Genomic DNA, 24,779 nt, shown 5'->3' with positions numbered 1-24,779 from the left:
ATGGCAGAGCCTCTGTACACGGCTGAACAAGTCAGACAGATGGACACGCAGGCTATTGCGTCGGGGATCGGTGGTTTTGAGCTGATGCAGCGTGCCGGAGCGGCGGCGTTCCAGACTATCGGCAAGCTATGGCCAAACGTGCGGCGATTGCTGGTCTTTTGCGGTCCCGGCAACAATGGCGGGGATGGTTATGTCATTGCTTACCTGGCAATGCGCGCCGGATTCGATGTGCAGCTGTTTAGCCTGACCGATCCGCAGAAATTGCAAGGCTCGGCCTTGCAGGCCCGGCAGATGGCGGAAGATGCCGGATTAGTGACGGGCAGCTGGCAATCAGCCGGTTTTCAATCGACCGCTGCCCGCTTACGCAATGAAACGCTGATTGTTGATGCGTTGCTTGGCAGTGGTGCTCGTGGCGGGCTGCAGGGGCTGTTTGCTGAGGCGGCGCAGAGCATCGCTCAGAGTGGTCTTCCTGTGCTGGCGATCGATGTCCCCAGCGGCGTTAATGCCGATACCGGGCAGGTGATGACCTGTGCGGTTCCTGCTTCGGCAACCCTCAGCTTTATCGGCCGCAAACAGGGGCTTTTTACCGGGCAGGCGCCGGACTATACAGGGCGCCTGCTGTTTGACAGCCTGATGCTTCCTCAGCAGGTTCTGATGTCTCATCCGGGTAACAGTCCTTCGGCGCGCGCGATCAGTATTAATGATGTTATTGGGTCGCTGCCGCGACGGCGCCCGGCCGACCACAAAGGCCGTGCCGGTCGGGCGGTGATTGCGGGGGGCGACCTGGGCTTCGGCGGTGCTGCTCTTATGGCGGCACAGGCGGCGGCCCGGGTCGGCGCCGGGACGACGACTGTTTTGACCCGTCCGGAGCATGTTTCCGCCATTCTGGCGCGTCAGCCGGAAGTCATGGTTCACGCGGTGGGCAGCAGGCAGGCAGCGGCTGCGCCTGATTGCCGGAAGCTGCTTTCGGCGGCGAGCGCCCTGGCGGTGGGGCCGGGATTGGGACAGTCTGATTGGTCCCGGGTCCTGCTGAATGAAGTGCTCAGCCGTGCCGGAAAATCATTAACTCCTCTGGTGCTGGATGCCGATGCACTGAATTTACTGGCCACTTTTATTGATGACTGGAGTGAGTTGGCGCCAGCCGAAGCGAGGCGTCATTGGGTACTGACACCACATCCCGGGGAAGCTGCCCGACTTTTGAAAGCCAGCGTTGCTGATGTACAGTCAGATCGTTTTGCTGCAGTACGGGCGCTGCAACAGAAAACAGGTGCTGTCTGCCTGTTAAAAGGCGCCGGCAGTCTTCTGGCTTGTCCGGGTGATGGCGGTGCTGTCGTGGATGTCTGTGTTGAAGGTAACCCCGGCATGGCATCTGGCGGTATGGGAGACGTGTTGACGGGCATCACACTTGGCCTGCTGGCGCAGGGCATGAGCGCCGACAGTGCTTTGCGTCTGGCTGTGTGTGTGCATGGAGAAGCTGCTGACCGGCAGGCGCAGTTGCACGGAGAGCGAGGAATGCTGGCAACTGATCTACTGCATGAGGTACGCGGGTTGTTACAATGAGCGTTGGTACACACTTTCTTCAGGATGAGTATGCTACCGAGCAATTTGGTGCGATGCTGGCTAAGTCCCTGGGCAGAGACGGGCTTATCATATTCCTTCAAGGCGACCTGGGTTCGGGAAAAACGACCCTCAGCAGAGGCTTGATTCGCGCCCTGGGTCACAAGGGTGCTGTTAAAAGTCCGACCTACACACTGGTCGAACCTTACGAAGATTTTGACTTTCCCCTCTATCACTTTGATCTTTATAGACTATCGAACCCGGAAGAGGTAGACTTCCTGGGTGTTGATGAGTATTTTCAGCCGCCCGCCGTGTGTCTTATCGAGTGGCCGCAGCGTGGCAGCGGGCATCTGCCGGCAGCGGATTTGCAGTTAAGGCTGACTGACAAAGGGCGTGGACGTCAGATTGAATACCAGCCGCTGACCCATCGCGGCCAGGCTGTGGTTGGTCGCATGCAGGCTATGTTGTTGTAATATACTGATCAACAAATATTTTTTTGAAAAAATGCCGGGAACGTTTTAATGCGGTCAGTTGTCGCTGGACATATCAGGCTGTTGCCGACATTGCTTGTGCTGCTGTGGACGTTGGCAGGTGCCCAGGCGTGGGCGGCTGATGTGCGCGAGCTGCAGGTGCAACAGTCAGGTGATGCCACGCAACTGGTGCTGGACCTGAGCGAAGCGGTTGAATACAGCGTTTTTGTGCTGGAGAATCCACACCGGGTCGTGATTGATCTGAAGCATTCGCGTTTGCGGGCTGACACCCGCCGCCTGTCGCTTCGCGATCTACCGGTACGCGCCATTCGCAGTGCCGTGCGCAACACAACTGACACTCGAATTGTGCTGGATATGGATCGCCCGATGAATCCCAGCAGCTCCCTGCAGACATTTGCTGGCGGTGCGGGGCATCGGCTGATTGTTGATCTGTATGACCTTGACAGAGAGGTACCGGCCCGTGGCGTCCGCCAGCATACCGGTACAACGGCGATAGCCAGTGATTCCAGCTCGCGGCGCAATATTGTTGTGGCAATAGATGCCGGACACGGTGGCACAGATCCGGGTGCGATTGCCTATGATGGGAAAATCTTTGAAAAAGAAGTGGCGTTCTCGATTGCTCGGGCACTTTACGAGAGGATCAAGTCCTTGCCTGGCTTCGAACCTGTCATGATCCGCCAGGGCGACTACTTTGTTCGACTGCAGCAGCGGCCTCAGCTTGCCAGGCAGAACCGTGCAGATATATTTCTTTCTATTCACGCCGATTCCCACAGCGGCTCTCGCGCAGAAGGTGTGACCGTTTACGCACTGTCGCAGACAACGGCTGAGGACGAGAATATTCGCAGAGTGACCGAGAAAGAAAACTCGGCTGATCTTCTGGGCGGTGTGTCAGGCGATACCAGTCTTCGGAATTTCGAAGATGATCTGGCCCTGACTCTGCTGGATATCTCCATGGCCTGGAGCATAGAGCAGAGCATGTCAGCGGGTTCCCACATACTCGAATCGATCGGGCGTGTCACGCGGCTTCGCCGGGACGTGCCGCAGCAGGGTAATTTTTGGGTGCTGCGCTCCCCGGACATCCCGTCGCTGTTGATTGAAACGGGTTATTTGTCGAATCCCAATGAGGCGCGCAAACTCAACTCGCCCGACTATCAGCGCCGCCTGGCCGATTCCATAGCGCAGGGAGTGGTGAATTATTTCTATGACCGGCCGCCGGATGGAACGCTGCTGGCCTGGCAAAAGGCCAATAATCAGGGACCTGACCGAGAGTACGTTGTTGTGCGGGGTGACAGTCTCTCGATGATCGCCCAGCGCCACAATGTCGAGCTCGCTCGCTTGCGGGCCGCAAACAATCTGCGAGGTGATACCATTCATGTTGGTCAGAAGCTGATCGTTCCGGGTGGCGGACCAATCGCCATCGCGTTGACTGCGGCGCCGGTTATCTCGGAGCATACGATCAGTCGAGGTGAGACTTTGTCCGGTATCGCACAGCGCTACCGTGTCAGCCTTGCAAGTTTGCGTGATGCCAATAATCTGCGAAATGATACAATCCGCATTGGTCAGGTATTGATAATCCCCTCCTCTTGAAAACATCGCAGGACTGCTTATGAAACGAATAGCTTTGCTCAGCCAGCGTCTGGCCAACCAGATTGCGGCCGGCGAGGTAGTTGAGCGTCCGGCATCGGTGGTCAAAGAGCTGCTGGAGAACAGTCTGGATGCCGGTGCACACCGCATCGATGTCGAAGTGGAGCAGGGCGGCAGCAAACTGATCCGTATTCGCGATGATGGCAGCGGGATCCCGAAAGACGATCTGACTCTGGCTCTGAGTCGACACGCCACCAGCAAAATTGCTGACCTGGATGATCTGGAAAATATTCAGAGCCTCGGGTTTCGCGGGGAAGCCCTGGCCAGTATCAGTTCTGTCTCCAGGCTGACGCTGACATCACGTGCTTCAGACAGTGGCGAGTCCGGTGGCTGGCAGGTTGAAGCGGCCGGGCAGGATATGGCTGCCACACTCAGCCCTGCGCCGCATCCGACCGGTACAAGCGTTGAGGTGCGTGATCTGTTTTTTAATACGCCGGCGCGCAAAAAATTTCTGCGCACAGAAAACACTGAGTTTGGTCGTATCGATGAGGTGGTCAGGCGCCTCGCGCTGAGCCGTTTCGACGTCAGTCTGAGTCTGCGTCACAATCAGCGCACCGTGCATCAATTACATAGTGCGCAATCGGTACAGGAAAAGCAGCGCCGGATCGGCCTGGTCTGTGGTCCGGCTTTTCTGGAACATGCTGTTTATATCGATATGGAGGCGTCGGGGCTCAGGCTTTGGGGCTGGGTGTGTCTGCCGACTTTCTCGCGCAGTCAGCCTGATCTGCAATACTTCTACGTGAATGGCCGCGTGATACGAGACAAACTGGTCTCGCATGCTATCAAGCAGGCCTACCGTGACGTTATGTATGGTGGTCGCCATCCCGCGTTTGTGCTTTACCTCGAACTGCAGCCGTCTCTGGTGGATGTGAATGTGCATCCGACCAAGCATGAAGTCAGATTCCGTGATCAGCGTCTGGTGCATGATTTTCTGTTTCGCTCTTTGCATAAAGCGCTTGCTGATGTGCGACCGGATGATCAACTGGCCACGGCCCAGGGCAGCGCGTCTGCGCCGCCGCATGTTCCATCGGCACAGCAATCATCGTTGGGGTTGCGGGTTGATCAGGTTACCGGAGAAATTCTTCCCTACAGCGAGCGAGACCAGTCCGCGCCGATCAGGCCGACTGGGCTTGGGTCGCAGGGACACGCCAGTGGGTATGGTCGATCCATCTGGGCGTTATCGCCGGAACCTTCGTCAGCACAACTCCAGGATCAGGCCGCTGCTTATCAGCGCCTTGTTGCCGATGGCGAAGTCCCGCCGCTGGGCTTTGCTCTGGCTCAGCTGCATGGCGTTTATATATTGGCACAGAATGCTGAGGGCTTGATTGTCGTGGACATGCATGCCGCCCATGAGCGTATAACTTATGAGCGGATGAAATCAGCGGTTGATGCGCAGGGTATACGCGCTCAGCCTCTGCTGGTGCCTGTCTCAGTCGCGGTGAGCAGCGCAGAGGCAGATTGTGCGGAAGAGCAGGCATCGGCCCTGGCCGCTCTGGGCTTTGAGCTGGAGCGTGTTGCCAGTGAATCAGTTTTGGTACGACAGGTGCCGGCCTTGCTGGTGCGCGCCGACATAGAACAACTGGTGCGTGACGTATTAGCCGATGTGCGTGAGCATGGCAGCAGCCAGAGAATCAGCGATTATCGTGATGAGTTGTTGTCCACCATGGCCTGTCATGGGGCGGTGCGAGCCAACCGGCAGTTAAGTGTGCCGGAAATGAATGCTTTGTTGCGTGACATGGAGCGCACCGAGCGTAGTGGTCAATGTAATCATGGTCGTCCAACCTGGGTGTTTCAGAGCATGGCAGATCTGGACAAGCTGTTTCTCAGAGGGCGCTGAGGACTGTGCACTTCGACCCTGAAACATGCCCTGCTGTCTGCCTGATGGGTCCGACTGCATCGGGCAAAACGGCACTTGCCGTTGAACTGGTAAAGCGATTACCGATGGACATTATCAATGTTGATTCGGCGCAGATCTATCGTGATATGGATATCGGTACCGGAAAGCCGGATGCTGCAACACTGGCCATAGCACCCCACCGGCTGTTTGATTTTCTGGATCCTGCGCTGAGTTATTCTGCGGCGCAGTTTTGTCAGGATGCGGTATCGGAGATGGCGCAGATCCGCCGGGCAGGCAGGGTGCCTTTACTGGTTGGCGGCACCATGCTTTATTTCAAGGCACTGCGCGACGGCCTGGCTGTTATGCCGCCTGCCAACCAGCAGATTCGCGATGAAATTACTCTTCTGGCACAGAAATCGGGTTGGGATGCGGTTCATGCCGAGCTGGCTGACGTGGATCCGGCGTCGGCAGCGCGAATTCATCCCAATGACCCGCAGCGTCTGCAGCGGGCTATGGAAGTTTACCGGTTGACGGGGCAAACCATGACCGCCCTGCATGAGCAGGCCAACCGGGGAGCAAGCAAGGAGAATCTGCTGTTTCTATCAATCCAGCCGTCGGCGCGCAGCGTATTACACAGCAAGATCGCCAGACGATTTCACCTGATGCTGGAACAAGGCTTCGTTGCTGAGGTCGAACAGTTGTACAGGCGTGGAGATCTCAATGTCGCCATGCCGTCGATTCGCTGTGTTGGATATCGCCAGATCTGGCAATTTCTGGCTGGTGAAATCCGCTATGATGAGATGGTGGAAAGAGGTATCATTGCCACGCGGCAACTGGCTAAACGTCAGGTGACCTGGCTCAGAAGTTGGGAAAATGCGCTCAATTTCGACAGTGAACGCGACGATACCATGGATTCTGTCTTGAAATATCTGCAGACAGTCTCCATGTAATGCTCAGATAATTTGCCACGCTGGACGGACCCGTACTGCTTGGTTATCACGGTCAACGCTTTTATTTTTAAGGAGAATAGCAATGTCAAAAGGGCATTCCTTACAAGACCCTTTCCTGAATGTGCTTCGCAAGGAGCGTATTCCTGTATCAATCTATCTGGTCAGCGGTATCAAGCTGCAGGGCCAGATAGAGTCATTCGACCAGTTTGTCATCCTGCTGAAAAATGCCGTGAACCAGATGGTCTATAAGCACGCGATTTCCACAGTCGTTCCGGCCCGGACGGTAAAGATCCCGACCCAGGGCGGCGACTTCAACCAAGATGACGATGAGTCAGCGCCAGGTAATGTTGCCTGAATCGAGGGCATGATTGTTTTTTGAACGTCCCGAAGGTGGCGAGTCTTCCGTACTTGTTCACATAGATCTGGATTCAGAGCGTGAGCAGGAAGACCCCGTAGAGTTTGAGGAACTGGTCAGATCATCTGGATCGGAGCCGGTTTGTTTCATCAAAGGCAGCCGCAAGACTCCAGATGCCCGGACTTTTATTGGTCAGGGCAAGCTGGAGGAAGTCGCGGAAGCCGTCAGGCAGCATGAAGCCGGGCTGGTGCTCTTTAATCATTCGCTGTCCCCGAGTCAGGAGCGAAACCTTGAGAAGGCACTGAAGTGCCGGGTTCTGGATCGTACCGGACTGATTCTTGATATCTTTGCGCAGCGTGCGCGCACTTACGAAGGCAAGTTGCAGGTCGAGCTGGCTCAGTTACAGCATATGGTCACGCGTCTGAAACGTGGTTGGACTCACCTGGACCGCCAGAAAGGCGGAGTTAATCTGCGTGGTGCGGGGGAAACCCAGCTGGAGCTCGATCAGCGCATGATTCGTCAGCGCATCAAAAATATCAACAAGAGTCTTGCCAAAGTGCGGGCGCAACGCGAGCAGGGACGGCGTTCGCGCAAGCGTGCAGAAGTGCCCATCGTTTCTTTGGTTGGCTACACCAACGCCGGCAAGTCGTCGTTGTTCAATGTGATGACTGAATCCCATATTTACGCGGCAGATCAATTGTTTGCAACGCTGGATGCAACGCTCAGGCGTATTAATGTGCCCTCATTCGGGGAGGCGATTCTGGTTGATACGGTCGGGTTTATCAGCCACCTGCCACACAAGCTGGTAGAGGCGTTCCGGGCGACCCTGGAAGAAACCAGTCAGGCAGATTTGTTGTTACATGTGGTGGATATCGCCAACGAAGACCACGATTATTACATCGAGCAGGTGCATGAGGTGCTGACTGAAATCGGCGCTGATGATATCCCGACACTGCAGGTGCTGAACAAGATCGATTTGCTGGATGGTTTTGAGTCCAGGATAGATCGCAACGACCAGGGCCAGCCGGAGCGGGTGTGGATCTCAGCACGTGACGGCCTGGGTATTGATCTGCTTCTGCAAGCAATCAGTGAGCGACTCGGTCACGATATAGTCAACCGGCAGCTGACCCTGTCTCCGAATCAGGGCAAGTTAAGGGCACGACTCTATGAGCGTGGTGCAGTCACGACAGAGCAGGTTGATGATCATGGGCAGGTGGTGCTGAGCGTCAGATTGCCCAGACAGGATTTCGATCGATTGATGCAGGAAGACGCCCGCCGCTGAGCTTTGTCAGTAATGCTGGGTTAATGGGTAATAATTCGTTAAAATCGTCCGGCATTCGCTGGGTATGGAGTAGACGATGGCTTGGAATGAACCAGGAAATAAAGGTAACGACAACGACCCATGGGGTAATGGGGGTGGTGGTCGTCGCGGCAATGATCAGGGTCCGCCCGACATTGACGAGCTGATACGTAATCTCAGCAAAAAATTTAATGCTCTGTTCGGTGGTAAAGGCGGTCAGAGTGGTGGCAGCGGCGGTTCCGGCGGTGCTGGCGTGTCGGCAGGCATGCTGGGTGGGCTGGTGGTGCTGGCAGCCGTTGTCTGGGCGGCGATGGGTTTTTACACAGTTGATGAAGCGGAGCGCGGCGTTGTGTTGCGTTTTGGTGTGTTGCAAAACGAAGTCGTGATGCCGGGTCTGCGTTGGAACCCCCCCATTATTGATGAAGTGCAGAAGGTCAATATTTCCAGGGTTAACACCCGTTCATATTCTAACGACATGCTCACTACAGACGAGAATATCGTCACGGTAAGCATCTCTGTTCAATATATCGTGCTCGATCCGGTTCGCTTTGTGCTGCAGGTGCGGGATCCGCAGCGCGGTCTTGATCAGGCGGTTGAGTCAGCTGTACGCCATGTTGTTGGTGGCACTACAATGGATCGGGTACTGACTCAGGGGCGTGCGGATGTGGCGGCCGAGGTACGTGAGCGGACCCAGAGCTATATGGAGACCTATCAGACGGGTATTCAGGTCACTCAGGTTAACGTTGAGAATGCTCAGCCGCCGGTCGCTGTGCAGGCCGCCTTTGACGACGTGATCAGGGCAAGAGAAGACGAACAGCGTGCCCAGAACCAGGCACTGGCCTATGCCAACCGTGTGATTCCGGAGGCACGTGGTGAAGCGCAACGTATCATTGAACAGGCAAACGCCTACCGTGATGAAGTCATTGCGCGGGCAGAGGGTGAAGCCTTTCGTTTTGAGCAACTGCTGACCGAGTACGAAAAAGCACCTTCAGTGATGCGCGAGCGTCTTTACATCGATGCCATACAAGAGGTGTTGAGCAACACCAGCAAGGTGCTGATTGATGTAGAAGGTGGCAATAACATGATGTTTTTGCCCCTGGATCGCCTGCTGAGTGAAGCCAGCGATACCACGACGGGAGCAACGCCCCGGTTGCAGCTCAACAGTCAGCAGATTCGGGATCTGGCTGACCAGGTCAGCCGTGAAATCAACTCACAGTCAGGATCGGACCGGGCCCGTGTCCAGTCTGTCCCGGTACGGAGGTAAGCGACGTGAAAAATTTCTTTTTTGGAGCTGTCGTAGTATTGGCGGTATTGATTGGTGCCAATTCGATTTTTGTGGTCAAGGAAACCGAGCGCGCGGTGTTGCTGCAGTTTGGCGATATTGTGCGAGCAGATATCCCGCCGGGAATTCACTTCAAAGTACCCTATATCAATACCATCAGAAAGTTTGATGCCAGGGTGTTAACCGTTGATGCGACTCCGCAACGTTACCTGACACTGGAACAGAAAGCCCTGCTGGTTGATTCTTATGCCATGTGGCGTATTACCGATGTGTTGCGTTTTTATACCGCCACATCGGGTGACGAGGCGCGCGCCAATGCACTGCTGGCACAACGTGTCAATGACGGACTGCGTAACAAATTTGGTGAGCGCGATCTGCAGGAAGTCGTCTCCGGTCAGCGTGATGCGCTGATGATGGAATTGACCGAAGAGCTCAACACATACACAGCCGATGAATACGGCATTGAGGTGATTGATGTGCGAGTCAAGCGTATCGATTTACCTGACGATGTCCGTTCCTCTGTTTATGAAAGGATGACCTCGGAGCGTCAGCGTGAAGCTCAGCAGTTGCGTTCGCGTGGTAATGAGCTGGCTATTGGTATTGAAGCAGATGCTGATCGCCAGGAAGCCGTTCTGCTGGTTGAAGCATACCGGGATGCGGAACGCATCCGCGGTGAAGGTGATGCCCAGGCGGCCGCCATTTACTCTGCGGCCTACACCAAGGATGAGGAGTTTTATTCATTTACACGCAGCCTGAACTCCTATCGGCAGACTTTCTCCTCCAAGAATGATGTCATGCTGTTGGAGCCGGATAGTGAGTACTTCCGATACCTGAGATCTGAACAGGCGCGCTGAACAGGCCTTACAATACCGGCACCGCACGTCAGTGCGGTGCCGTTTTGATTTTAAGTAAACAGTAAAAACAGGACGCAACAATGACAAAGGCTGACCGCTGGCTGCTGCCAGAAGGGGTGGAGGAACTGTTACCCCCGCAGGCTGCCAGGCTTGAGTACCTGCGCCGCGAGATTCTGGATCTGTATCAGGCCTGGGGTTATGAATTTGTCATTACACCACTGGTTGAATATCTGGATGCTTTGCTGGTTGGCTCATCGCACGACCTGGATCTGCATACCTTCAAGCTGACAGATCAGTTGACCGGACGGATGATGGGCTTGCGGGCAGATATAACGCCACAGGTCGCGCGCGTTGATGCACGCAATCTGCATCGAGAAGGGCCCGTGCGGTTGTGTTATGCCGACAGCGTCGTACACACACGTCCGCGTGGCCTTCTGACGTCGCGCGTGCCGATAAAGCTTGGCGCTGAGTTATTCGGCTATGCCGGCATTGCCTGTGATGCTGAAGTGATTTCCCTGATGGCGGAAACCCTGCGCGTTGCGCAGATCGAGTCAGTGCACATTGTGCTGGGTCATGTTGATATATTCCGCAGTCTGGTCGCAGCAGCCGGCCTGGATGCTGATGCCGAAAACGAACTGTTTGACGCCATGCAGCGCAAAGTTTACGACGAGATTGATACCTGGCTGGATCAACGGGTGGAGAATATAAACCTTGCCCGCATGCTGAAGTCGCTGGCCCGTTTGAGCGGCGATGCCGCGGTGCTGGCAGAGGCCGAACAGGTCTTGGCGCATGCGCCGCCCCAGACCCGACAGGCGCTTGCTGAACTGCAGCAGATAGCAGAATTGCTGCAGCGGAATCTGAGTGATGTCACCCTGGGCTTCGATCTGTCAGAATTACGAGGGTATACCTATCATACCGGCATCGTGTTTGCCGCTTACACGCCTGGTTATGGTCGGGCTGTTGCCAAAGGCGGACGCTATGATGATATAGGTAAAGCATTCGGACGGGCCCGCCCGGCTTCAGGGTTCGATGTCGACCTGAAAATACTGGCCAGGCTGAGCAAAAGTTTGCCGCCACATCGTAAAGTTGTGCTGGCACCCAATTCTGATGATGCCATGCTGGTTGCATTGATTGGATCATTGCGCAGTAGCGGCAGTGTGGTGATTCGTCACCTGGATGATTCAGAGGCGAGCAGGGACTTGTTGGCAGAACTGAAGTGCACGCACCAGATTGTTGAAAAAATGCCGGGTGACTGGCAAGTAGTTGAATTGAACACCACAACTGATTGATATTAGAAAGCAGAGACAAATGGCTATGGGTAAAAGCGTTGTTGTTTTAGGCACACAATGGGGTGACGAAGGTAAAGGTAAAATTGTTGACCTGCTGACTGAACAGGCGGCGGTCGTCACTCGCTTCCAGGGTGGTCACAATGCCGGGCATACGCTGGTGATCGGTGGCAAAAAGACGGTTCTGCACCTGATTCCGTCCGGCGTTTTGCGTGATGGCGTTACCTGTGTGATCGGCAATGGCGTGGTGGTCAGCCTGGAAGCCCTGATGAAAGAAATTGCTGCGCTCGAAGCGCAGGGTGTGCCGGTTCGTGAGCGGCTGAAAATCAGCGGTGCCAGTCCGGTCATTCTGCCATCCCATGTCGCTTTGGATCAGGCACGTGAGCAGAGATTGGGCTCCGGTAAAATTGGCACCACGGGTCGGGGTATCGGCCCGGCCTATGAGGATAAGGTTGCGCGCCGTGGCATTCGTCTGGGTGAATTGTTTAATACGGAACATTTTGCTGCCCGTCTCAAAGAGGTCATGGAGTTCCATAACTTCATGCTGACCCAATACTATAATGCCGAAGCCGTTGATTATGATCAGACGCTGAGTCAGTGTCTGGACTATGCTGAACAGATCCGTCCAATGCTGGCAGACACTGTGGAGCTGATTCACGAACATCGTAAAGCCGGCGACAACCTGATGTTTGAAGGTGCCCAGGGGTCGTTGCTGGATATCGACCACGGCACTTATCCGTTTGTCACGTCTTCTAACACCACCGCTGGAGGCACAGCAACCGGCAGTGGTTATGGGCCACTGTATCTGGATTATGTACTCGGTATTACCAAGGCTTACACGACGCGGGTTGGTTCAGGTCCTTTCCCGACAGAACTATTCGACGAAGTGGGTGCGCATCTTGCGGATGTGGGCATGGAAAAAGGTGCGACGACTGGCCGCGCAAGACGCTGTGGCTGGTTTGATGCGGCGGCCGTAAAACTGGCTATTCGTATCAACAGTGTTTCCGGCATCTGTCTGACCAAGCTTGATGTACTGGACGGGCTGGAGACTATCAAGGTCTGCGTTGGATATGAAGGACAGGATGAAAGTCAGAACGGTCTGATGACTGTGGATCGTTATGAAAGCCTGCGGCCGGTTTATGTGGAATTGCCAGGCTGGAAGGAGTCCACGGTTGGCGTGCGCTCACTTGAGGCTTTGCCCGAGAATGCCCGAGCTTATATCCGGTATATTGAGCAGGCCATTGAGGCGCCAGTTGACATTATCTCGACCGGACCGGATCGTGATGAAACCATTGTTTTGCGCCACCCTTTCCAAAGCTGATTGATCAATACTGAAGGCTGCCGAGCAGGCGCTGCCGGTATCAAGTCGGAGGTATCATGGACTTTGTGTCCATTAACAGTCTGTTTCTGATTGGTGCTTTGCTGGTCGGATTCAGTGTTCTGGTCAGTGCATTGTCGTCGCGCCTGGGGATACCCATTCTGGTGATATTCCTGGGTGTCGGCATTCTCGCCGGTGAGGAAGGCCTCGGCGGCATTCTGTTTAACGACTATTCTCTTGCTTTTTTCGCCAGTAACCTCGCGCTCGCCATTATTCTGTTTGATGGTGGTATGCGAACCCGTGTCGCCACTTTTAAAGTGGCACTTGGCCCAGCACTGTCATTGGCAACCATCGGCGTAGTCATCACCGCTGCTCTGACAGGTGTGGTTGCGGCCTGGTTATTTGAGTTAAGTCTGCTGCAGGGGTTGTTAATCGGGGCCATAGTTGGCTCTACGGATGCGGCTGCGGTATTCTCATTGCTGGGTAGCCGACATATCAATGAACGGGTGCGGGCAACGCTGGAAATTGAATCGGGCAGCAACGATCCGATGGCAATATTTCTGACCGTAGCGCTGATCGGTATGCTGGCGCAGGTTCAGCAAGCTGACCCTCCCACCGCCATCGATTTTGCCTTGCAATTGGTTCAGCAGTTTGGTCTGGGCATTGTGTTCGGTCTGGCCGGTGGCTGGGCACTGCTAAGGATTGTCAATTATTCAACATTGGCGAACGGTCTCTATCCATTACTGGCGGTCAGCGGTGGGCTGCTGGTCTTCTCGATAACCAATTATTCAGGTGGAAGTGGCTTCCTGGCCATTTATTTGTGTGGGCTCTTTCTGGGAAACAGACCATTGCGCAGCCGGGTCTCGATTCTCAGTGTGCTGGATGGCCTGGCCTGGCTCAGTCAGATTGGTATGTTTCTGGTGCTTGGACTGCTGCTCACGCCCAGTGAGCTGCTGCCGGTTGCCTTGCCTGGATTACTGCTGGCGTTGTGGATGATTCTGGTTGCGCGGCCACTGGCGGTGATGCTCAGTTTGATGATGTTCAGTCGCTTCAAGATGCGCGAGCGCTGGTATATCTCATGGCTGGGACTGAGGGGTGCGGTACCGATTATTCTGGCGGTTTATCCGGTGATGGCCGGACTGCCGGATGCACAGCTTTATTTCAATCTGGCATTTTTTGTTGTCCTGGTGTCCCTGGTGGTGCAGGGCTCGTCAATACCGTTAGCGACCCGACTGGCAAAAGTTCAGATTCCGGCACAACCGCAACCCATTTCGCGCGCGGGGCTGGAAATTCATCCGACCAGTGAATGGGAGTTGTTCGTCTATCGGCTGGGTTCGGAAAAGTGGTGCATTGGTAAAGAGTTACGCGGTTTACGAATGCCGGAAGGGACCCGCATTGCCGCGCTGTTCCGCGGCCACGAGTTGTTACACCCTACCGGCAGTACGCGACTTCTGGCCGATGACATTCTCTGCATAGTTGGCCACGAACATGATTTGCCCGCTCTGGGTAAACTGTTCAGCCAGGCACCGACACGCGGTATGGACGACTGGTTTTTCGGAGACTTCATTCTTGACGCCGCCGCGCGAATTGCGGATCTGGTGCCGGTATATGGTCTGCACCCGGATCCATCCGCGCTCGACCAGACCATCGGCGAATTTCTGCAGCGCCGAATGGGTGGTAAACCGGTCCTGGGTGATCAGCTGGAGTGGCAGGGGTTTGTATGGACAGTTGCCGCCATGGATGAGCGGGGCATAAAGCGCGTGGGTATGAAACTGGCGAGCTAACTTTTAAGGCCGAATAAGGTACACTTGCAGTCAACCAGCTAAAGACTGTCTTAAAAACAATAACACCAGGCAATTACAGGAGAATTTCATGTTATCAGATCGTGTGCTTACCGGCTTGCGTCGGCCGCTTTTAGGCGTCGCTGCAATTATTTTGAGTGTTAGTGCCGTCGCCCAACAAACATTCACTCCGCCGGATGAGGCGCCATCTGACTGGGGTCCGGTTTCCATGATGATGGAAGAAATCGCCTACCCGCACCCCGTCGAATTCATGCCGATCCGCCATTTTGGTCAAGATGGTGTGATGGCTTATATGGACGTGGCTCCGACAGGTCCGGCGAACGGGCAGAATGTTATGTTGTTTCACGGCATGAACTTTGGCGGAATCGGGTTTGCGCCAACCATTGATGAACTGGCGGCGGCTGGTTTTCGCGTGATCATTCCTGACCGCGTGGGTTACGGCAAATCGTCCAAACTGGATATCCCCTACAACCTGCACATCTTTGCGTCGGATTCAAAAAAGCTGCTTGAGCATCTCGGCGTGGAAAAAACCGCGATTGTCGGGCATTCCATGGGAGGCATGCTGGCAGCACGTTTCACCATGACTTATCCGGAAACAACCACGCACATGGTGCTGGTCAATCAGATTGGCATGACAGATCAGCGACAATCGCGCCCCTGGCGAGATGTACATGAGGCCGCTGAAGGTGTGAGAACGGGCACGACTTATCGCTCCATCCTGGCTAATCATATGCGCTACTACAACACTGAAATCAAGCCGGAATATCTGGATTTCGTGCGGCTCCAGTATGGTCAGACGCTGATCGATGAATGGCCCATGCTGGCGCGTGTGCGCGCCTGGCAGCAGGCTATTCTGTATTTTGATCCGGTGGTTTATGACTGGCAGCACATCAGCACCAAGGCGCTGGTGCTGGGCGGTCAGGATGACCGACTGAGCCCCGGATTTGCAGAGTTGTCCCAGCATATTGCTGATACGCTGCAGAATGCTGACATCCATCAGTATCCAGGCATCGGGCACAATCCGCACTTTGAATATCCGGAGCAGTACCACAGAGATCTGATTGCATTTTTGCGCTCAGATCCGGATACGGCAGCGACAGATTGGTAGTTCGGTGAGTCTGTTGTCAGATCAAAGAGGGGAGGTCTGAATGGCCTCCCTTTTTAGTCTGGAGGCAGACGGTTGAACTGGATGGTCGACCAATACTCAGCGCAGGTCTATAATGTTCGAGCGGTCGTTCTACTGATTGCTGCGCAAATTTCAATTGAAAGTTAAGGAAACTGATCATGTCAGATGATTCATTCAAGGACAGTGCACTTCGCTACCATGCCGAACCTGTGCCCGGAAAACTGGCTATTCGGCCGACCAAACCACTGGCCAATAATCGTGATTTGTCCCGAGCCTATTCACCGGGCGTGGCATTTGCCTGCGAAGCGATAGCCGAAGATCCCACTGAAGCGGCGCGATTGACTGCACGCGGCAATCTGGTGGCGGTGGTTTCCAATGGCACCGCCGTACTGGGACTGGGCAATATTGGACCACTGGCGGCCAAACCCGTCATGGAAGGCAAGGCTGTTCTGTTCAAGAAGTTTGCTGACCTGGATGTATTTGATATTGAAATCAATGAAACGGATGTCGACAAGCTGGTAGAGATTATTGCCTCCCTGGAGCCGACCTTCGGTGGTATCAATCTGGAAGACATCAAGGCGCCCGAGTGTTTTCTGGTGGAGCGTAAACTGCGCGACATCATGAAGATTCCGGTTTTCCATGACGATCAACACGGTACCGCCATCGTGGCGGCGGCGGCTGTGTATAACGGCCTGCGCATCGTCAATAAATCCTTTGAGGATATCAAGCTGGTCGCTTCCGGTGCAGGAGCGGCCAGTATCGCTTGTGTGGAACTGCTGCTGACCATGGGCGTGAAAAAAGAAAATGTCCGCATGCTGGATCGCAATGGTGTGATCTATAAGGGGCGCACGGAAGGCATGAATCCCTGGAAGGAGAAGTTTGCCGTCGAGACTGAGGATCGCACCATTCGTGATGCCATCGTCGACGCTGACCTGTTCCTGGGGCTGTCAGGTCCCGGCGTGCTGGATGCCGAGATGGTCAAAACCATGGCCCGCGATCCGCTGATTCTGGCCATGTCCAATCCCATTCCGGAGATCATGCCGGAACTGGCGCGTGAAGCCCGACCTGATGCCATTCTGGCCACCGGCCGTTCGGATTATCCGAATCAGGTGAACAATGTATTGTGCTTCCCGTTTATATTCCGGGGTGCCCTGGACTGCGGCGCAACACATATCAATGATGAAATGAAGCGTGCCTGTGTGCGGGCGATTGCTGACCTGGCAACACGGGAGATTTCTGAAACAGTTGCCAAGGCCTATATTGACGAAGACCTGAAGTTTGGTCGTGAGTATCTGATTCCCAAGCCCTTCGATCCGCGGTTGATCGAAGAAGTTCCGCTGGCGGTGGTCAAGGCCGCCATGGAAAGTGGTGTGGCAACACGACCGATTGAAGATCTGGATGCCTACCGGAACAAGCTGAGCGCCTATGTAAACAGCAGTCGCCTGTTCATGCAGCCGAATATTGATCTGGCTAAAAAACACCCGGCACGTATTGTTTATGCGGAAGGTGAAAATGATGATGTGCTGCTTGCCATGCAGGCTGTCGTAGATGAAGGTGTTGCCAAACCAATCCTGATCGGGCGTCCCCAGGTCATCGCAGAGAAAATTGAACGTATTGGTCTGCGCCTCGAGCCGGGCCGGGACTTTAAGGTGTTTAACTCGGAAGAAGCCGATGTGCATAAACGCTATTGGCAGTTCTACCACGAACATGTGGGCCGCTCAGGTGTCTCCGTGGAGGCTGCCAAGAATGCTGTTCATACCAATACAACGGTTTTGGCGGCACTGATGGTGGCACTGGGAGAAGCTGATGGTATGGTGTGCGGCAAGGTCGGCCGTTTTGATTCACATTTGCGTGACATCCGCCCCATCATCCGTTCTACGAAGCCCGGTGCCAGACTGTCTTCTATCTGTGTCCTGCTGATGGACGATGGGCCGCTGTTTCTAGCCGATCCTTTTGTCAATGTGGATCCAACAGAAAATGAGATTATCGAGATTGCCAAAGACGCTGTTAAATTTGTCCAGCAGTCCTTTGATATCGAACCTGTTGTGGCTCTGCTTTCACATTCAAACTTTGGCACTTACGAAGATGCTTCGGCGTTAAAAATGAAAAGTGCCGCGCACCGCCTGCGTATGGAAATGCCTGAGGTGCAGATTGATGGTGAAATGCATTCTTTTTCAGCATTGAATCCGGAGCTGCGTGCCACGGTATTTGAAGGGGCAAATATCAAGGGTCGGGCCAATGTTCTGATTATGCCTAACATGGATGCTGCCAGTATTGCGCTGGGACTGCTGCGTTCGCTGACCAATGCACGTTTGATAGGCCCTTTCCTCAATGGCCTGGAAAAACCAGCGCACATCCTGATTCCGTCTGTTTCTGGTCGCGGTATTCTGAACCTGACAGCACTGGCATCTGCGGATATCTACCAGCGCAATCAAAGCAGCTCAGTCTGACTGAGCTGCTTTTGAATCAGGCAGCACTGGAGTCCTGCGGTGTTGTGTGGCCTGCTCATAACTGTAAGCAAAACCGATCAGCTTTGCCTCGCTGAACAAGTGGCCGATCAGACTGATGCCGGCTGGCAATCCGGGGCCGGCAAAACCCATGGGGACGGTGATGGCGGGCAGTCCGGTGTGCGGGGCGATATGTTGGCTGTTATCTCCGGCGGGACTACTGTTATCGCCGATACGGCGTGGTGGAAAACTCCACGTCGGGTAGACGATGGCATCAACACTATAAGTCCGCATGGCATCAAGCACGGCTGCTCTGAAGGTGTTGTTGCGAGCATGATTAAACAGGTCCGGGCAGTCGGCAGACGATTGTGCACCGGCTTGCATTCCCTGCAAACTGTCGGCGATTCCCGGTAAATACAGACCAGACTCGATGACTTCTGTCAGCGAGTGGGTGGCAAAGGCCTGTGTTTGAGTACTCAGGTAATGATTCACGTCGATTTCAAAAGTGTTGCACCAGTTGTTCTGAATCAATAATTCAAAATCTGGAATGCTGAAATCCTCGATAATGATGGCGCCCAGACTTCTCATGTCTTCCACGGCCTGATCAAACAGCCCAAGAATTTCCGCATCAATTGATCCCTGACGCCGGTAGTAGCCCATAACGCCAATGCGGGCACCTCGCAGGCTGTCGGCGTCCAGCGCATTTACATAGTCGGTCGGCAGAACATCAGGTCTGTGGACGCTTGCCGGATCGGTGTCATCGATGTCTGCAATAGCCTGCAGCATAATGGCAGCATCAGTAACAGTGCGAGCCATTGGTCCGGCGATGTCGTTGCGAAGATACAGCGGGACGATTCCCATGCGGCTGACCAGGCCCATGGTGCTGCGTATGCCGACCAGGCCGTTATGAGAGGAGGGGCCCCGAATTGAGTTGCCGGTGTCCGTGCCTATACCAGCTACCGCAAAATTTGCTGAGACACCTGCCCCGGTCCCGCCGCTGGAGCCTGCCGGCGTGTGTTGCAGATTGTAGGGGTTACGGGTAATGCCCGCTGCCGAACTGACCGTCACATTCGGGCTGAACGCCCATTCAGCCATATTGGTCTTGGCTAAGATGATAGCGCCTGCAGCCCGCAATTGCTGAACCAGAAAAGCGTCAGTTTGGGCGATATTGTTTTTTAAGGCCAGGGAGCCGGCCGTGGTTGCCAGTCCGGCGACGTCGACATTGTCTTTGATCAGCACCGGAATGCCATGCAGTGCTCCTGACGTGCCACCAGTCCGGCGCTGTTCGTCGGCTTGTCGGGCATCGTCCAGCGCGTCGGGGTTGATCGTTGTAATGGCATTGATGCCGCTCTGCTGGTCGATTTCGCTGATACGCTGCAGATAGAAGCGGGTGAGAGTCTCACTACTCAATTGGCCGCTGTCAAACATCGCCATGATGTCAGGAACCGACAGTTCCAGCCATTCATCATTGGCCTGGCCAGCTGTGGTGTTGAGTCCCAGTATCAGCCCGGCTACCAGCGTCGCAATCCAGTGTTTTGACATTATTGTTGCTCTCTCAGGATGTCAGGGGCGCTCGACGATGGCGGCAACGCCCATGCCGCCTGCCGTGCACACGGAAATCAGGCCGCGACCGTTGCCACGTTCCTCCAGAATGGCAGCCATGTTGCCAAGCACGCGGGCGCCGGTGGCGGCAAACGGGTGGCCAAAGGCCAATGATCCGCCTTTGATATTCATCCTGTTTCTATCGATGGCACCCATGGCATGGTCGCGGCCGAGTTTGTGGCGACAAAAGTCAGGGTCTTCCCAGGCCTTCAGGGTGCATAAAGCCTGTGCGGCAAATGCCTCGTGAATTTCGTAGCTATCGAAATCCTGCAATGTCAGACCTGTGTGCATCAACAGCTCGCTGACGGCAACGGTCGGCGCCATCAGCAGGCCTTCGCCATGCACAAAATCGATGGCGCTGCTGCGCCCGGCGGTCAGGTAAGCCTGGATGGGCAGGTCGTTAGCCTTGGCCCACTCCTCACTGCACAGCAGAACGGCTGCGGCGCCGTCAGTCAGCGGTGTGCTGTTGCCGGCGGTTAAAGTGCCATGTTTTTTGTCGAAGGCTGGCTTGAGTGCTGCCAGTTTTTCCAATGTGCTGTCAGCGCGCAGATTATTGTCGCGGGCTACCCCTTCGTACATTTGCACCATGTCATCAAAAAAACCGGCATCGTAAGCCGCTGCGGCTTTCAGGTGACTTTCCAGGGCCAGTTGATCCTGCTCCTGACGGGTGACCCCCCACTCGTGGGCCATGAGTTCACAGTGTTCACCCATTGCCAGGCCGGTGCGTGGTTCGCCATTAGCCGGGGCTTGAGGAGCAAGCTCAGACAGCCTGAATCCTTTCAGAGCCGCCAGCCTGGCTTTCATGTTGCGGGCCTGGCTGACTTTTAATAATCGATGGGCGAATCGGCGCTTGAAGACAATAGGCGCATCGCTGGTGGTATCAGTGCCGGCGGCAATAGCACAATCGATTTGTCCGGTAGCAATTTTAGCGGCTGACATCAATGCTGCCTGCAAGGATGTACCGCATGCCATCTGAAGTGTGATACCTGGCGTAGCGGGGGAAAGTTCTGTGCTCAGCAGGGCCTCGCGGGCCAGGTTCCAGTCTTTACTGTGCGATGTGACTGCGCCAGCCACCACTTCATCGATTTTTTTGCCAGCCAGTGAGAATCGGGTGCTTAACATCTGCAGAGTGTCCGCCAGCATATCCAGATTGCTCAGCTCAGCATACACAGAATTTGATCGGCAGAAGGGGATGCGTACGCCGCCGGCAATGACGACTTTGCGAAGCGTGTTACTGTGATTCTCTGAGTTATACACGATTATCTGTCTCCTGCTGCTTATGTTGCTCCAGGTAGTAGAGCGGGCCACCACGAAACGGCGCGAAACCCGTGCCGAAAATCATACCGGCGTCCAGCAGGTCCGCATCTGCCACCACGCCATCAGCCAATGCCGCCTGACATTCCCTGGTATAGGCCTGTACCAGCTTGTGAGCCAGCTCTTCAAGATTATGTCCGGCAATGTTGTTGGCGTTCTTTTGCGGTTTATCTTTCTCCCAGCGATATAAACCTTCACCGGATTTTTTGCCGAGTTTGCCGGCGTCGACCAGTTTCTGGATAAAGGCTTTTTCCGGGCTCTCGGGCAGACCTTCTTCCTCGTTGCCCAGAACACCAGTAACCATCAGGCAGACATCCAGGCCCACGGTGTCAGCCAGTTCAACCGGACCCATGGGCATGCCGAATGCCTCGGCTGCTGCATCCAGTGCTTCAGCCGGTACGCCTTCCCTGTGCAACTGCAAAGCTGTCATCATGTAGGGTGCCAGTATGCGGTTGACCAGAAAACCGGGACTGCTTTTCACTGGCAGCGGAAAGCGACTGATCTGCTGGCAGAATGCGGCGCCCTTGCTCAGTTCAGCCGGATCTGAGTCCTTTCCGCCAACCACTTCGACCAGTGGCATTTTGGGAACCGGATTAAAAAAGTGCAGTCCTATCAATCGCTGCGGTTTAGCCAGCACTGCTGCCAATTCTTCAAGTGGTATTGCGGAGGTATTTGTGGCCAGTATCGCGCCCGGCTTTAATGCCGGTTCCAGTGATTTGAACAGCTCCTGTTTGGCCTCTCTGTTTTCGAAAATAGCTTCAATCACCACATCGGCCATGCCAACAAATTCGGCCTCCGGATCGGGTCTCAGCCTGTCCAGCGCAGCCTTGACTTTGGCGGGATCGCGCAGTTTTTTACGGAACAGGCTTTCGGCGCGCTTCAGAGCTGGTGTGATGTATTTCATCTCACGGTCCTGCAGGCTGACATTAAGTCCACGCAGGACACACCACGCGGCAATGTCACCGCCCATCACGCCGGCACCAATCACGTGCACATGTCGCGCTTTAAAATCTGCCTGCTTGCCCTGGGATTTTAGACGTTCCATCAAATGAAATACACGTCTCAGGCCGATAGCGGCGGGTGAAACCATCAGCTCGCCTACGGCGCGAGCTTCCTCTGTCATCATTTTCTTGCGATTGCCGCCAAACTGCTCCCAGGTATCGATCAGACGATAAGGTGCCGGATAGTGCTCCGGACGGGCTTTGCGACGGGTCTGTTTGCGCATCTGCTCGGCCAGTAATGGTCTGATGGGCCAAAGGTTGCTCAGCCTGCCGACCAGACCAGGGCCACGGTGCCGCTTGCCTTTTAATACCGCATTGCGGGCTGCCCACAGCAGCTCTTCATGTCGTCCGATCAATTGGTCAATCAGGCCGATCGCCTTTGCCTGCCGCGCTTTAAGCTGGCGGGCTGTCAGCATCAGCTCCATGGCTTTCAGCCCACCAACAGTTCGTACAGAGCGGACTGATCCGCCAAAGCCGGGGAATATACCCAGCTGCACTTCCGGGAAACCAATGCGGGTGGCGGGTACATCTTTGGCGATCCGGTAATCGCAGGCCAGAGCCATTTCCAGACCACCGCCCAGGCAATAGCCTTCAATGGCGGTCACAGTTGGGCATTTCAGATTTTCCAGACGGTTGAACATGTCATGCACGCGCTGGATCTCTGCGGTCACTGCTGCCGGGTCGGTAAAGCCTTCAAATTCTTTGACATCGGCCCCGAATACAAAGCCGGTGGATTTGCCGGACAGCAGCACCAATCCACGTGGCGATGAAGTTTCTGCCATGACGATGAGCTGCTCAAACTCTTCCAGAACGGCTCTGGACAAGGAGTTTACACGCTCACCTTCTCTGTCCAGGTAAGCGTAGATAATATTGTCGCGATCCCGGCTCAGACGCCAGTGGCGAAATTTACTCGCATTGGCGTCGATCGCTTCCGGCACCGTATTGGCTGATGTCTCTGACATGACTACCTCGCTCAGTCATTGCATTGCTGCTGAATCCGTTCATTTTGCCTGAGCGAGCAGTGGCTGACAAATGCTTAACTCACCAGCCCAGTGCGTGCCGCATGACATAGTAGATATAGTGTTGCTCATGTACACCATGGAAAAGATGTGCCCATGGTCCCTGAGCGAAGATGGCTACGTCCTCGCCGGCATGGCCCTCCGATTCAAGAGGCACCAGCGCCTCTTGATGGAAGTCCGGGTGTGTGGTGTCTACCTCTGACAGATTATGGCGTCCGGCAGCTACCGGCTGCGCATAACGCCGATCACCTCCGGCGGCTTCCGAATATCCCATACCGTCGCGGTAGCCTAGAGTGGTGAAGGGCATCTGGTCTTGGGCCAGGCGAGGGGTGTCGTGAGCATGCCCATGATCGTTGTTGGCGATGACGGTGCCAAGAATCGGGTTGCCGCGGGTGGCGTAACCGCCGATGGTCAGGGTATGACTGTGATCGGCGGTGACGATAATAAGCGTGTCTTGATCCTGCGTCAGTGACTGTGCAACATCAACGGCTCTCGCCAGCTCTTCAGTGTCATGCAGTGCACGAAAGGCATTGCCGGCATGATGCGCGTGATCAATACGACCAGCCTCGACCATGAGGAAAAAACCGTTATCCCCGGACTGATTCTGCAAGAGCTGAATGGCCGCCGAAGTCATTTCTGGCAGCGTGGGTTGACCGGATTCGCCCACCGGTCGGTCAAAGGCATAACTCATCTGTGAGCGGCTGAACAGGCCCAGCAGGTGCCGGGTATTTTCAAGATCCAGGCTGTTTAACTGATCGCGATGCCAGATAAAGGCACTGTTGTCGTATTTTTCCTGCCATTCACGGGTCAGGTTGCGACCATCCTGGCGCGCTCCTGCCCGCCCGCTTACCGGCTCTGTTTCTGTGCTCGGCACAAATGCCTCAATGCCGCCGCCCATGGCCACATTGATGCCATGCCCATAATCAAACGCCAGCAGTTGCGCAGCAATATCCACACAGCCGTTGCGGCGCGCTTCGTCACTCAGGTCTGCATCGCTTTCCCAGTCCCGTTCCGGGCTGTGGGCAAAGGTGGCTGCCGGGGTGGCGTGGGTGACCCGGGTGGTTGTCACAAACCCGGTGGCCATGCCGCGCCCGGCAGCCTGCTGCATGAGCGAGGGAACTTCAGTGCCCTGAGCCGAGGCGCAGTCCGCCCGGGTTGCATATTGATTGACACCGATAACACCAGCGCGGGTTTTGATACCGCTCATCATGGCGGTCATGGTGCCGGCAGAATCTGAGGTCTGCTGATTGGTGTTGTAGGTTTTTGATAATGCGACATGCGGGAAGTGTTCAAAACTAAGCAGGTTTTCTTCACCGCTGGATCCCTGCATCTGGCCGACGAAAATCCGAGCTGCCGTGATAGTTGAGATGCCCATGCCGTCGCCAACGAACAGGATGACATTACGAGCCTGGTTGGTATTGGGTTGAGTGGCCAGCGCCTGCTGCAAAGCCGTCGCGCCGCTTTGCTGCCAGAATTCGGGTGTTTCATCAGTCGGTGCAGGGTAGATGGTTGGCTGCGCTGCAACAGCCGCACTCAACAAGGTGGTCAGAATGGTCCCGGCGAAAAGGTGTCGGACTGTCATAATGTCTCCGAT

18 protein-coding genes and 1 pseudogene are annotated in these 24,779 nt (G+C 55.1%); 15 read left to right on the top strand and 4 right to left on the bottom strand.

The features are described 5' to 3' along the window. The 15 genes and pseudogenes from PS2015_RS13075 to PS2015_RS15965 all read left to right on the top strand — a co-directional run bounded on the left by PS2015_RS13075 (window position 1) and on the right by PS2015_RS15965 (window position 18,252). Window positions 1-1,560 (top strand): bifunctional ADP-dependent NAD(P)H-hydrate dehydratase/NAD(P)H-hydrate epimerase, encoded by a 1,560-nt coding sequence (locus PS2015_RS13075; RefSeq protein WP_058022647.1) that lies wholly within the window; start codon window positions 1-3, stop codon window positions 1,558-1,560. Beyond that, window positions 1,557-2,030, top strand: a complete 474-nt coding sequence (gene tsaE, locus PS2015_RS13070; protein ID WP_058022646.1) for a tRNA (adenosine(37)-N6)-threonylcarbamoyltransferase complex ATPase subunit type 1 TsaE — start codon at window positions 1,557-1,559, stop codon at window positions 2,028-2,030. The genes PS2015_RS13075 and tsaE overlap by 4 nt, the downstream gene beginning before the upstream one ends. A gap of 48 nt (window positions 2,031-2,078) precedes the next feature. After that, window positions 2,079-3,635 carry an N-acetylmuramoyl-L-alanine amidase gene (locus tag PS2015_RS13065; RefSeq protein ID WP_058022645.1) on the top strand — a complete coding sequence of 519 codons (1,557 nt, stop codon included), beginning with the start codon at window positions 2,079-2,081 and terminating at the stop codon, window positions 3,633-3,635. 19 nt (window positions 3,636-3,654) lie between these two features. Then, window positions 3,655-5,529 (top strand): DNA mismatch repair endonuclease MutL, encoded by a 1,875-nt coding sequence (gene mutL, locus PS2015_RS13060; RefSeq protein ID WP_058022644.1) that lies wholly within the window; start codon window positions 3,655-3,657, stop codon window positions 5,527-5,529. 44 nt (window positions 5,530-5,573) lie between these two features. Then, entirely contained in the window at window positions 5,574-6,479 is a 906-nt protein-coding gene (gene miaA / locus PS2015_RS13055) for a tRNA (adenosine(37)-N6)-dimethylallyltransferase MiaA (RefSeq protein WP_058022643.1), read from the top strand. Between the two features lie 82 nt (window positions 6,480-6,561). After that, a complete protein-coding gene (gene hfq / locus PS2015_RS13050; RefSeq protein ID WP_058022642.1) occupies window positions 6,562-6,834 on the top strand; it encodes an RNA chaperone Hfq in 273 nt (90 codons plus the stop codon). Between the two features lie 13 nt (window positions 6,835-6,847). Then, window positions 6,848-8,116, top strand: coding sequence for a ribosome rescue GTPase HflX (hflX, locus tag PS2015_RS13045; protein ID WP_058022641.1), 1,269 nt, complete (start codon window positions 6,848-6,850; stop codon window positions 8,114-8,116). A gap of 76 nt (window positions 8,117-8,192) precedes the next feature. Further along, on the top strand, window positions 8,193-9,398 hold the full coding sequence (gene hflK, locus PS2015_RS13040) for an FtsH protease activity modulator HflK (protein ID WP_058022640.1): 1,206 nt from the start codon (window positions 8,193-8,195) through the stop codon (window positions 9,396-9,398). 5 nt (window positions 9,399-9,403) lie between these two features. Next, window positions 9,404-10,270 carry a protease modulator HflC gene (gene hflC, locus PS2015_RS13035; protein WP_058022639.1) on the top strand — a complete coding sequence of 289 codons (867 nt, stop codon included), beginning with the start codon at window positions 9,404-9,406 and terminating at the stop codon, window positions 10,268-10,270. Between the two features lie 80 nt (window positions 10,271-10,350). Beyond that, the gene (locus PS2015_RS13030; protein ID WP_058022638.1) at window positions 10,351-11,559 is read left to right on the top strand and encodes an ATP phosphoribosyltransferase regulatory subunit; all 1,209 of its coding nucleotides are present in this window, start codon (window positions 10,351-10,353) and stop codon (window positions 11,557-11,559) included. Window positions 11,560-11,584: 25 nt separating this feature from the next. Further along, a complete protein-coding gene (locus tag PS2015_RS13025; protein ID WP_058023364.1) occupies window positions 11,585-12,877 on the top strand; it encodes an adenylosuccinate synthase in 1,293 nt (430 codons plus the stop codon). 56 nt (window positions 12,878-12,933) lie between these two features. Then, window positions 12,934-14,658 carry a potassium/proton antiporter gene (locus tag PS2015_RS13020; protein WP_058022637.1) on the top strand — a complete coding sequence of 575 codons (1,725 nt, stop codon included), beginning with the start codon at window positions 12,934-12,936 and terminating at the stop codon, window positions 14,656-14,658. 88 nt (window positions 14,659-14,746) lie between these two features. After that, window positions 14,747-15,784 (top strand): alpha/beta fold hydrolase, encoded by a 1,038-nt coding sequence (locus tag PS2015_RS13015; RefSeq protein ID WP_058022636.1) that lies wholly within the window; start codon window positions 14,747-14,749, stop codon window positions 15,782-15,784. 176 nt (window positions 15,785-15,960) lie between these two features. Further along, a pseudogene (locus PS2015_RS15970) lies at window positions 15,961-17,187 on the top strand (malic enzyme-like NAD(P)-binding protein); the annotation flags it as partial. Next, entirely contained in the window at window positions 17,161-18,252 is a 1,092-nt protein-coding gene (locus PS2015_RS15965) for a phosphate acyltransferase (RefSeq protein ID WP_335338276.1), read from the top strand. The pseudogene PS2015_RS15970 and the gene PS2015_RS15965, both read left to right, overlap by 27 nt. On the opposite strand, the gene PS2015_RS13005 is transcribed toward PS2015_RS15965, so the two are convergent. From PS2015_RS13005 to PS2015_RS12990, 4 genes are all read right to left on the bottom strand, one after another. After that, the gene (locus tag PS2015_RS13005) at window positions 18,244-19,791 is read right to left on the bottom strand and encodes an amidase (protein ID WP_058022634.1); all 1,548 of its coding nucleotides are present in this window, start codon (window positions 19,789-19,791) and stop codon (window positions 18,244-18,246) included. The two genes, PS2015_RS15965 and PS2015_RS13005, sit on opposite strands and share 9 nt — an antisense overlap. Before the next feature lie 21 nt (window positions 19,792-19,812). After that, a complete protein-coding gene (locus PS2015_RS13000) occupies window positions 19,813-21,108 on the bottom strand; it encodes an acetyl-CoA C-acetyltransferase (RefSeq protein WP_058022633.1) in 1,296 nt (431 codons plus the stop codon). Further along, window positions 21,101-23,128 (bottom strand): 3-hydroxyacyl-CoA dehydrogenase NAD-binding domain-containing protein, encoded by a 2,028-nt coding sequence (locus tag PS2015_RS12995; RefSeq protein ID WP_058022632.1) that lies wholly within the window; start codon window positions 23,126-23,128, stop codon window positions 21,101-21,103. Before PS2015_RS12995 ends, PS2015_RS13000 begins: the two co-directional genes overlap by 8 nt. Before the next feature lie 79 nt (window positions 23,129-23,207). Then, on the bottom strand, window positions 23,208-24,767 hold the full coding sequence (locus tag PS2015_RS12990) for an alkaline phosphatase family protein (protein ID WP_082628135.1): 1,560 nt from the start codon (window positions 24,765-24,767) through the stop codon (window positions 23,208-23,210). Window positions 24,768-24,779: the final 12 nt, after the last annotated feature.

The sequence above is a fragment of the Pseudohongiella spirulinae genome (assembly GCF_001444425.1).
Lineage (GTDB): Bacteria > Pseudomonadota > Gammaproteobacteria > Pseudomonadales > Pseudohongiellaceae > Pseudohongiella > Pseudohongiella spirulinae.
This window is presented reverse-complemented; position numbering and strand designations above follow the sequence as displayed.

Bases quoted from the DNA above. Each gene is read 5' to 3' on its own strand.
- PS2015_RS13075 (WP_058022647.1), top strand. From the start codon at position 1: ATGGCAGAGCCTCTGTACACGGCTGAACAAGTCAGACAGATGGACACG.
- tsaE (WP_058022646.1), top strand. From the start codon at position 1,557: ATGAGCGTTGGTACACACTTTCTTCAGGATGAGTATGCTACCGAGCAA.
- PS2015_RS13065 (WP_058022645.1), top strand. From the start codon at position 2,079: ATGCGGTCAGTTGTCGCTGGACATATCAGGCTGTTGCCGACATTGCTT.
- mutL (WP_058022644.1), top strand. From the start codon at position 3,655: ATGAAACGAATAGCTTTGCTCAGCCAGCGTCTGGCCAACCAGATTGCG.
- miaA (WP_058022643.1), top strand. From the start codon at position 5,574: ATGGGTCCGACTGCATCGGGCAAAACGGCACTTGCCGTTGAACTGGTA.
- hfq (WP_058022642.1), top strand. From the start codon at position 6,562: ATGTCAAAAGGGCATTCCTTACAAGACCCTTTCCTGAATGTGCTTCGC.
- hflK (WP_058022640.1), top strand. From the start codon at position 8,193: ATGGCTTGGAATGAACCAGGAAATAAAGGTAACGACAACGACCCATGG.
- PS2015_RS13030 (WP_058022638.1), top strand. From the start codon at position 10,351: ATGACAAAGGCTGACCGCTGGCTGCTGCCAGAAGGGGTGGAGGAACTG.
- PS2015_RS13025 (WP_058023364.1), top strand. From the start codon at position 11,585: ATGGGTAAAAGCGTTGTTGTTTTAGGCACACAATGGGGTGACGAAGGT.
- PS2015_RS13020 (WP_058022637.1), top strand. From the start codon at position 12,934: ATGGACTTTGTGTCCATTAACAGTCTGTTTCTGATTGGTGCTTTGCTG.
- PS2015_RS13015 (WP_058022636.1), top strand. From the start codon at position 14,747: ATGTTATCAGATCGTGTGCTTACCGGCTTGCGTCGGCCGCTTTTAGGC.
- PS2015_RS15965 (WP_335338276.1), top strand. From the start codon at position 17,161: ATGGAAAGTGGTGTGGCAACACGACCGATTGAAGATCTGGATGCCTAC.
- PS2015_RS13005 (WP_058022634.1), bottom strand. From the start codon at position 19,791: ATGTCAAAACACTGGATTGCGACGCTGGTAGCCGGGCTGATACTGGGA.
- PS2015_RS12995 (WP_058022632.1), bottom strand. From the start codon at position 23,128: ATGTCAGAGACATCAGCCAATACGGTGCCGGAAGCGATCGACGCCAAT.
- PS2015_RS12990 (WP_082628135.1), bottom strand. From the start codon at position 24,767: ATGACAGTCCGACACCTTTTCGCCGGGACCATTCTGACCACCTTGTTG.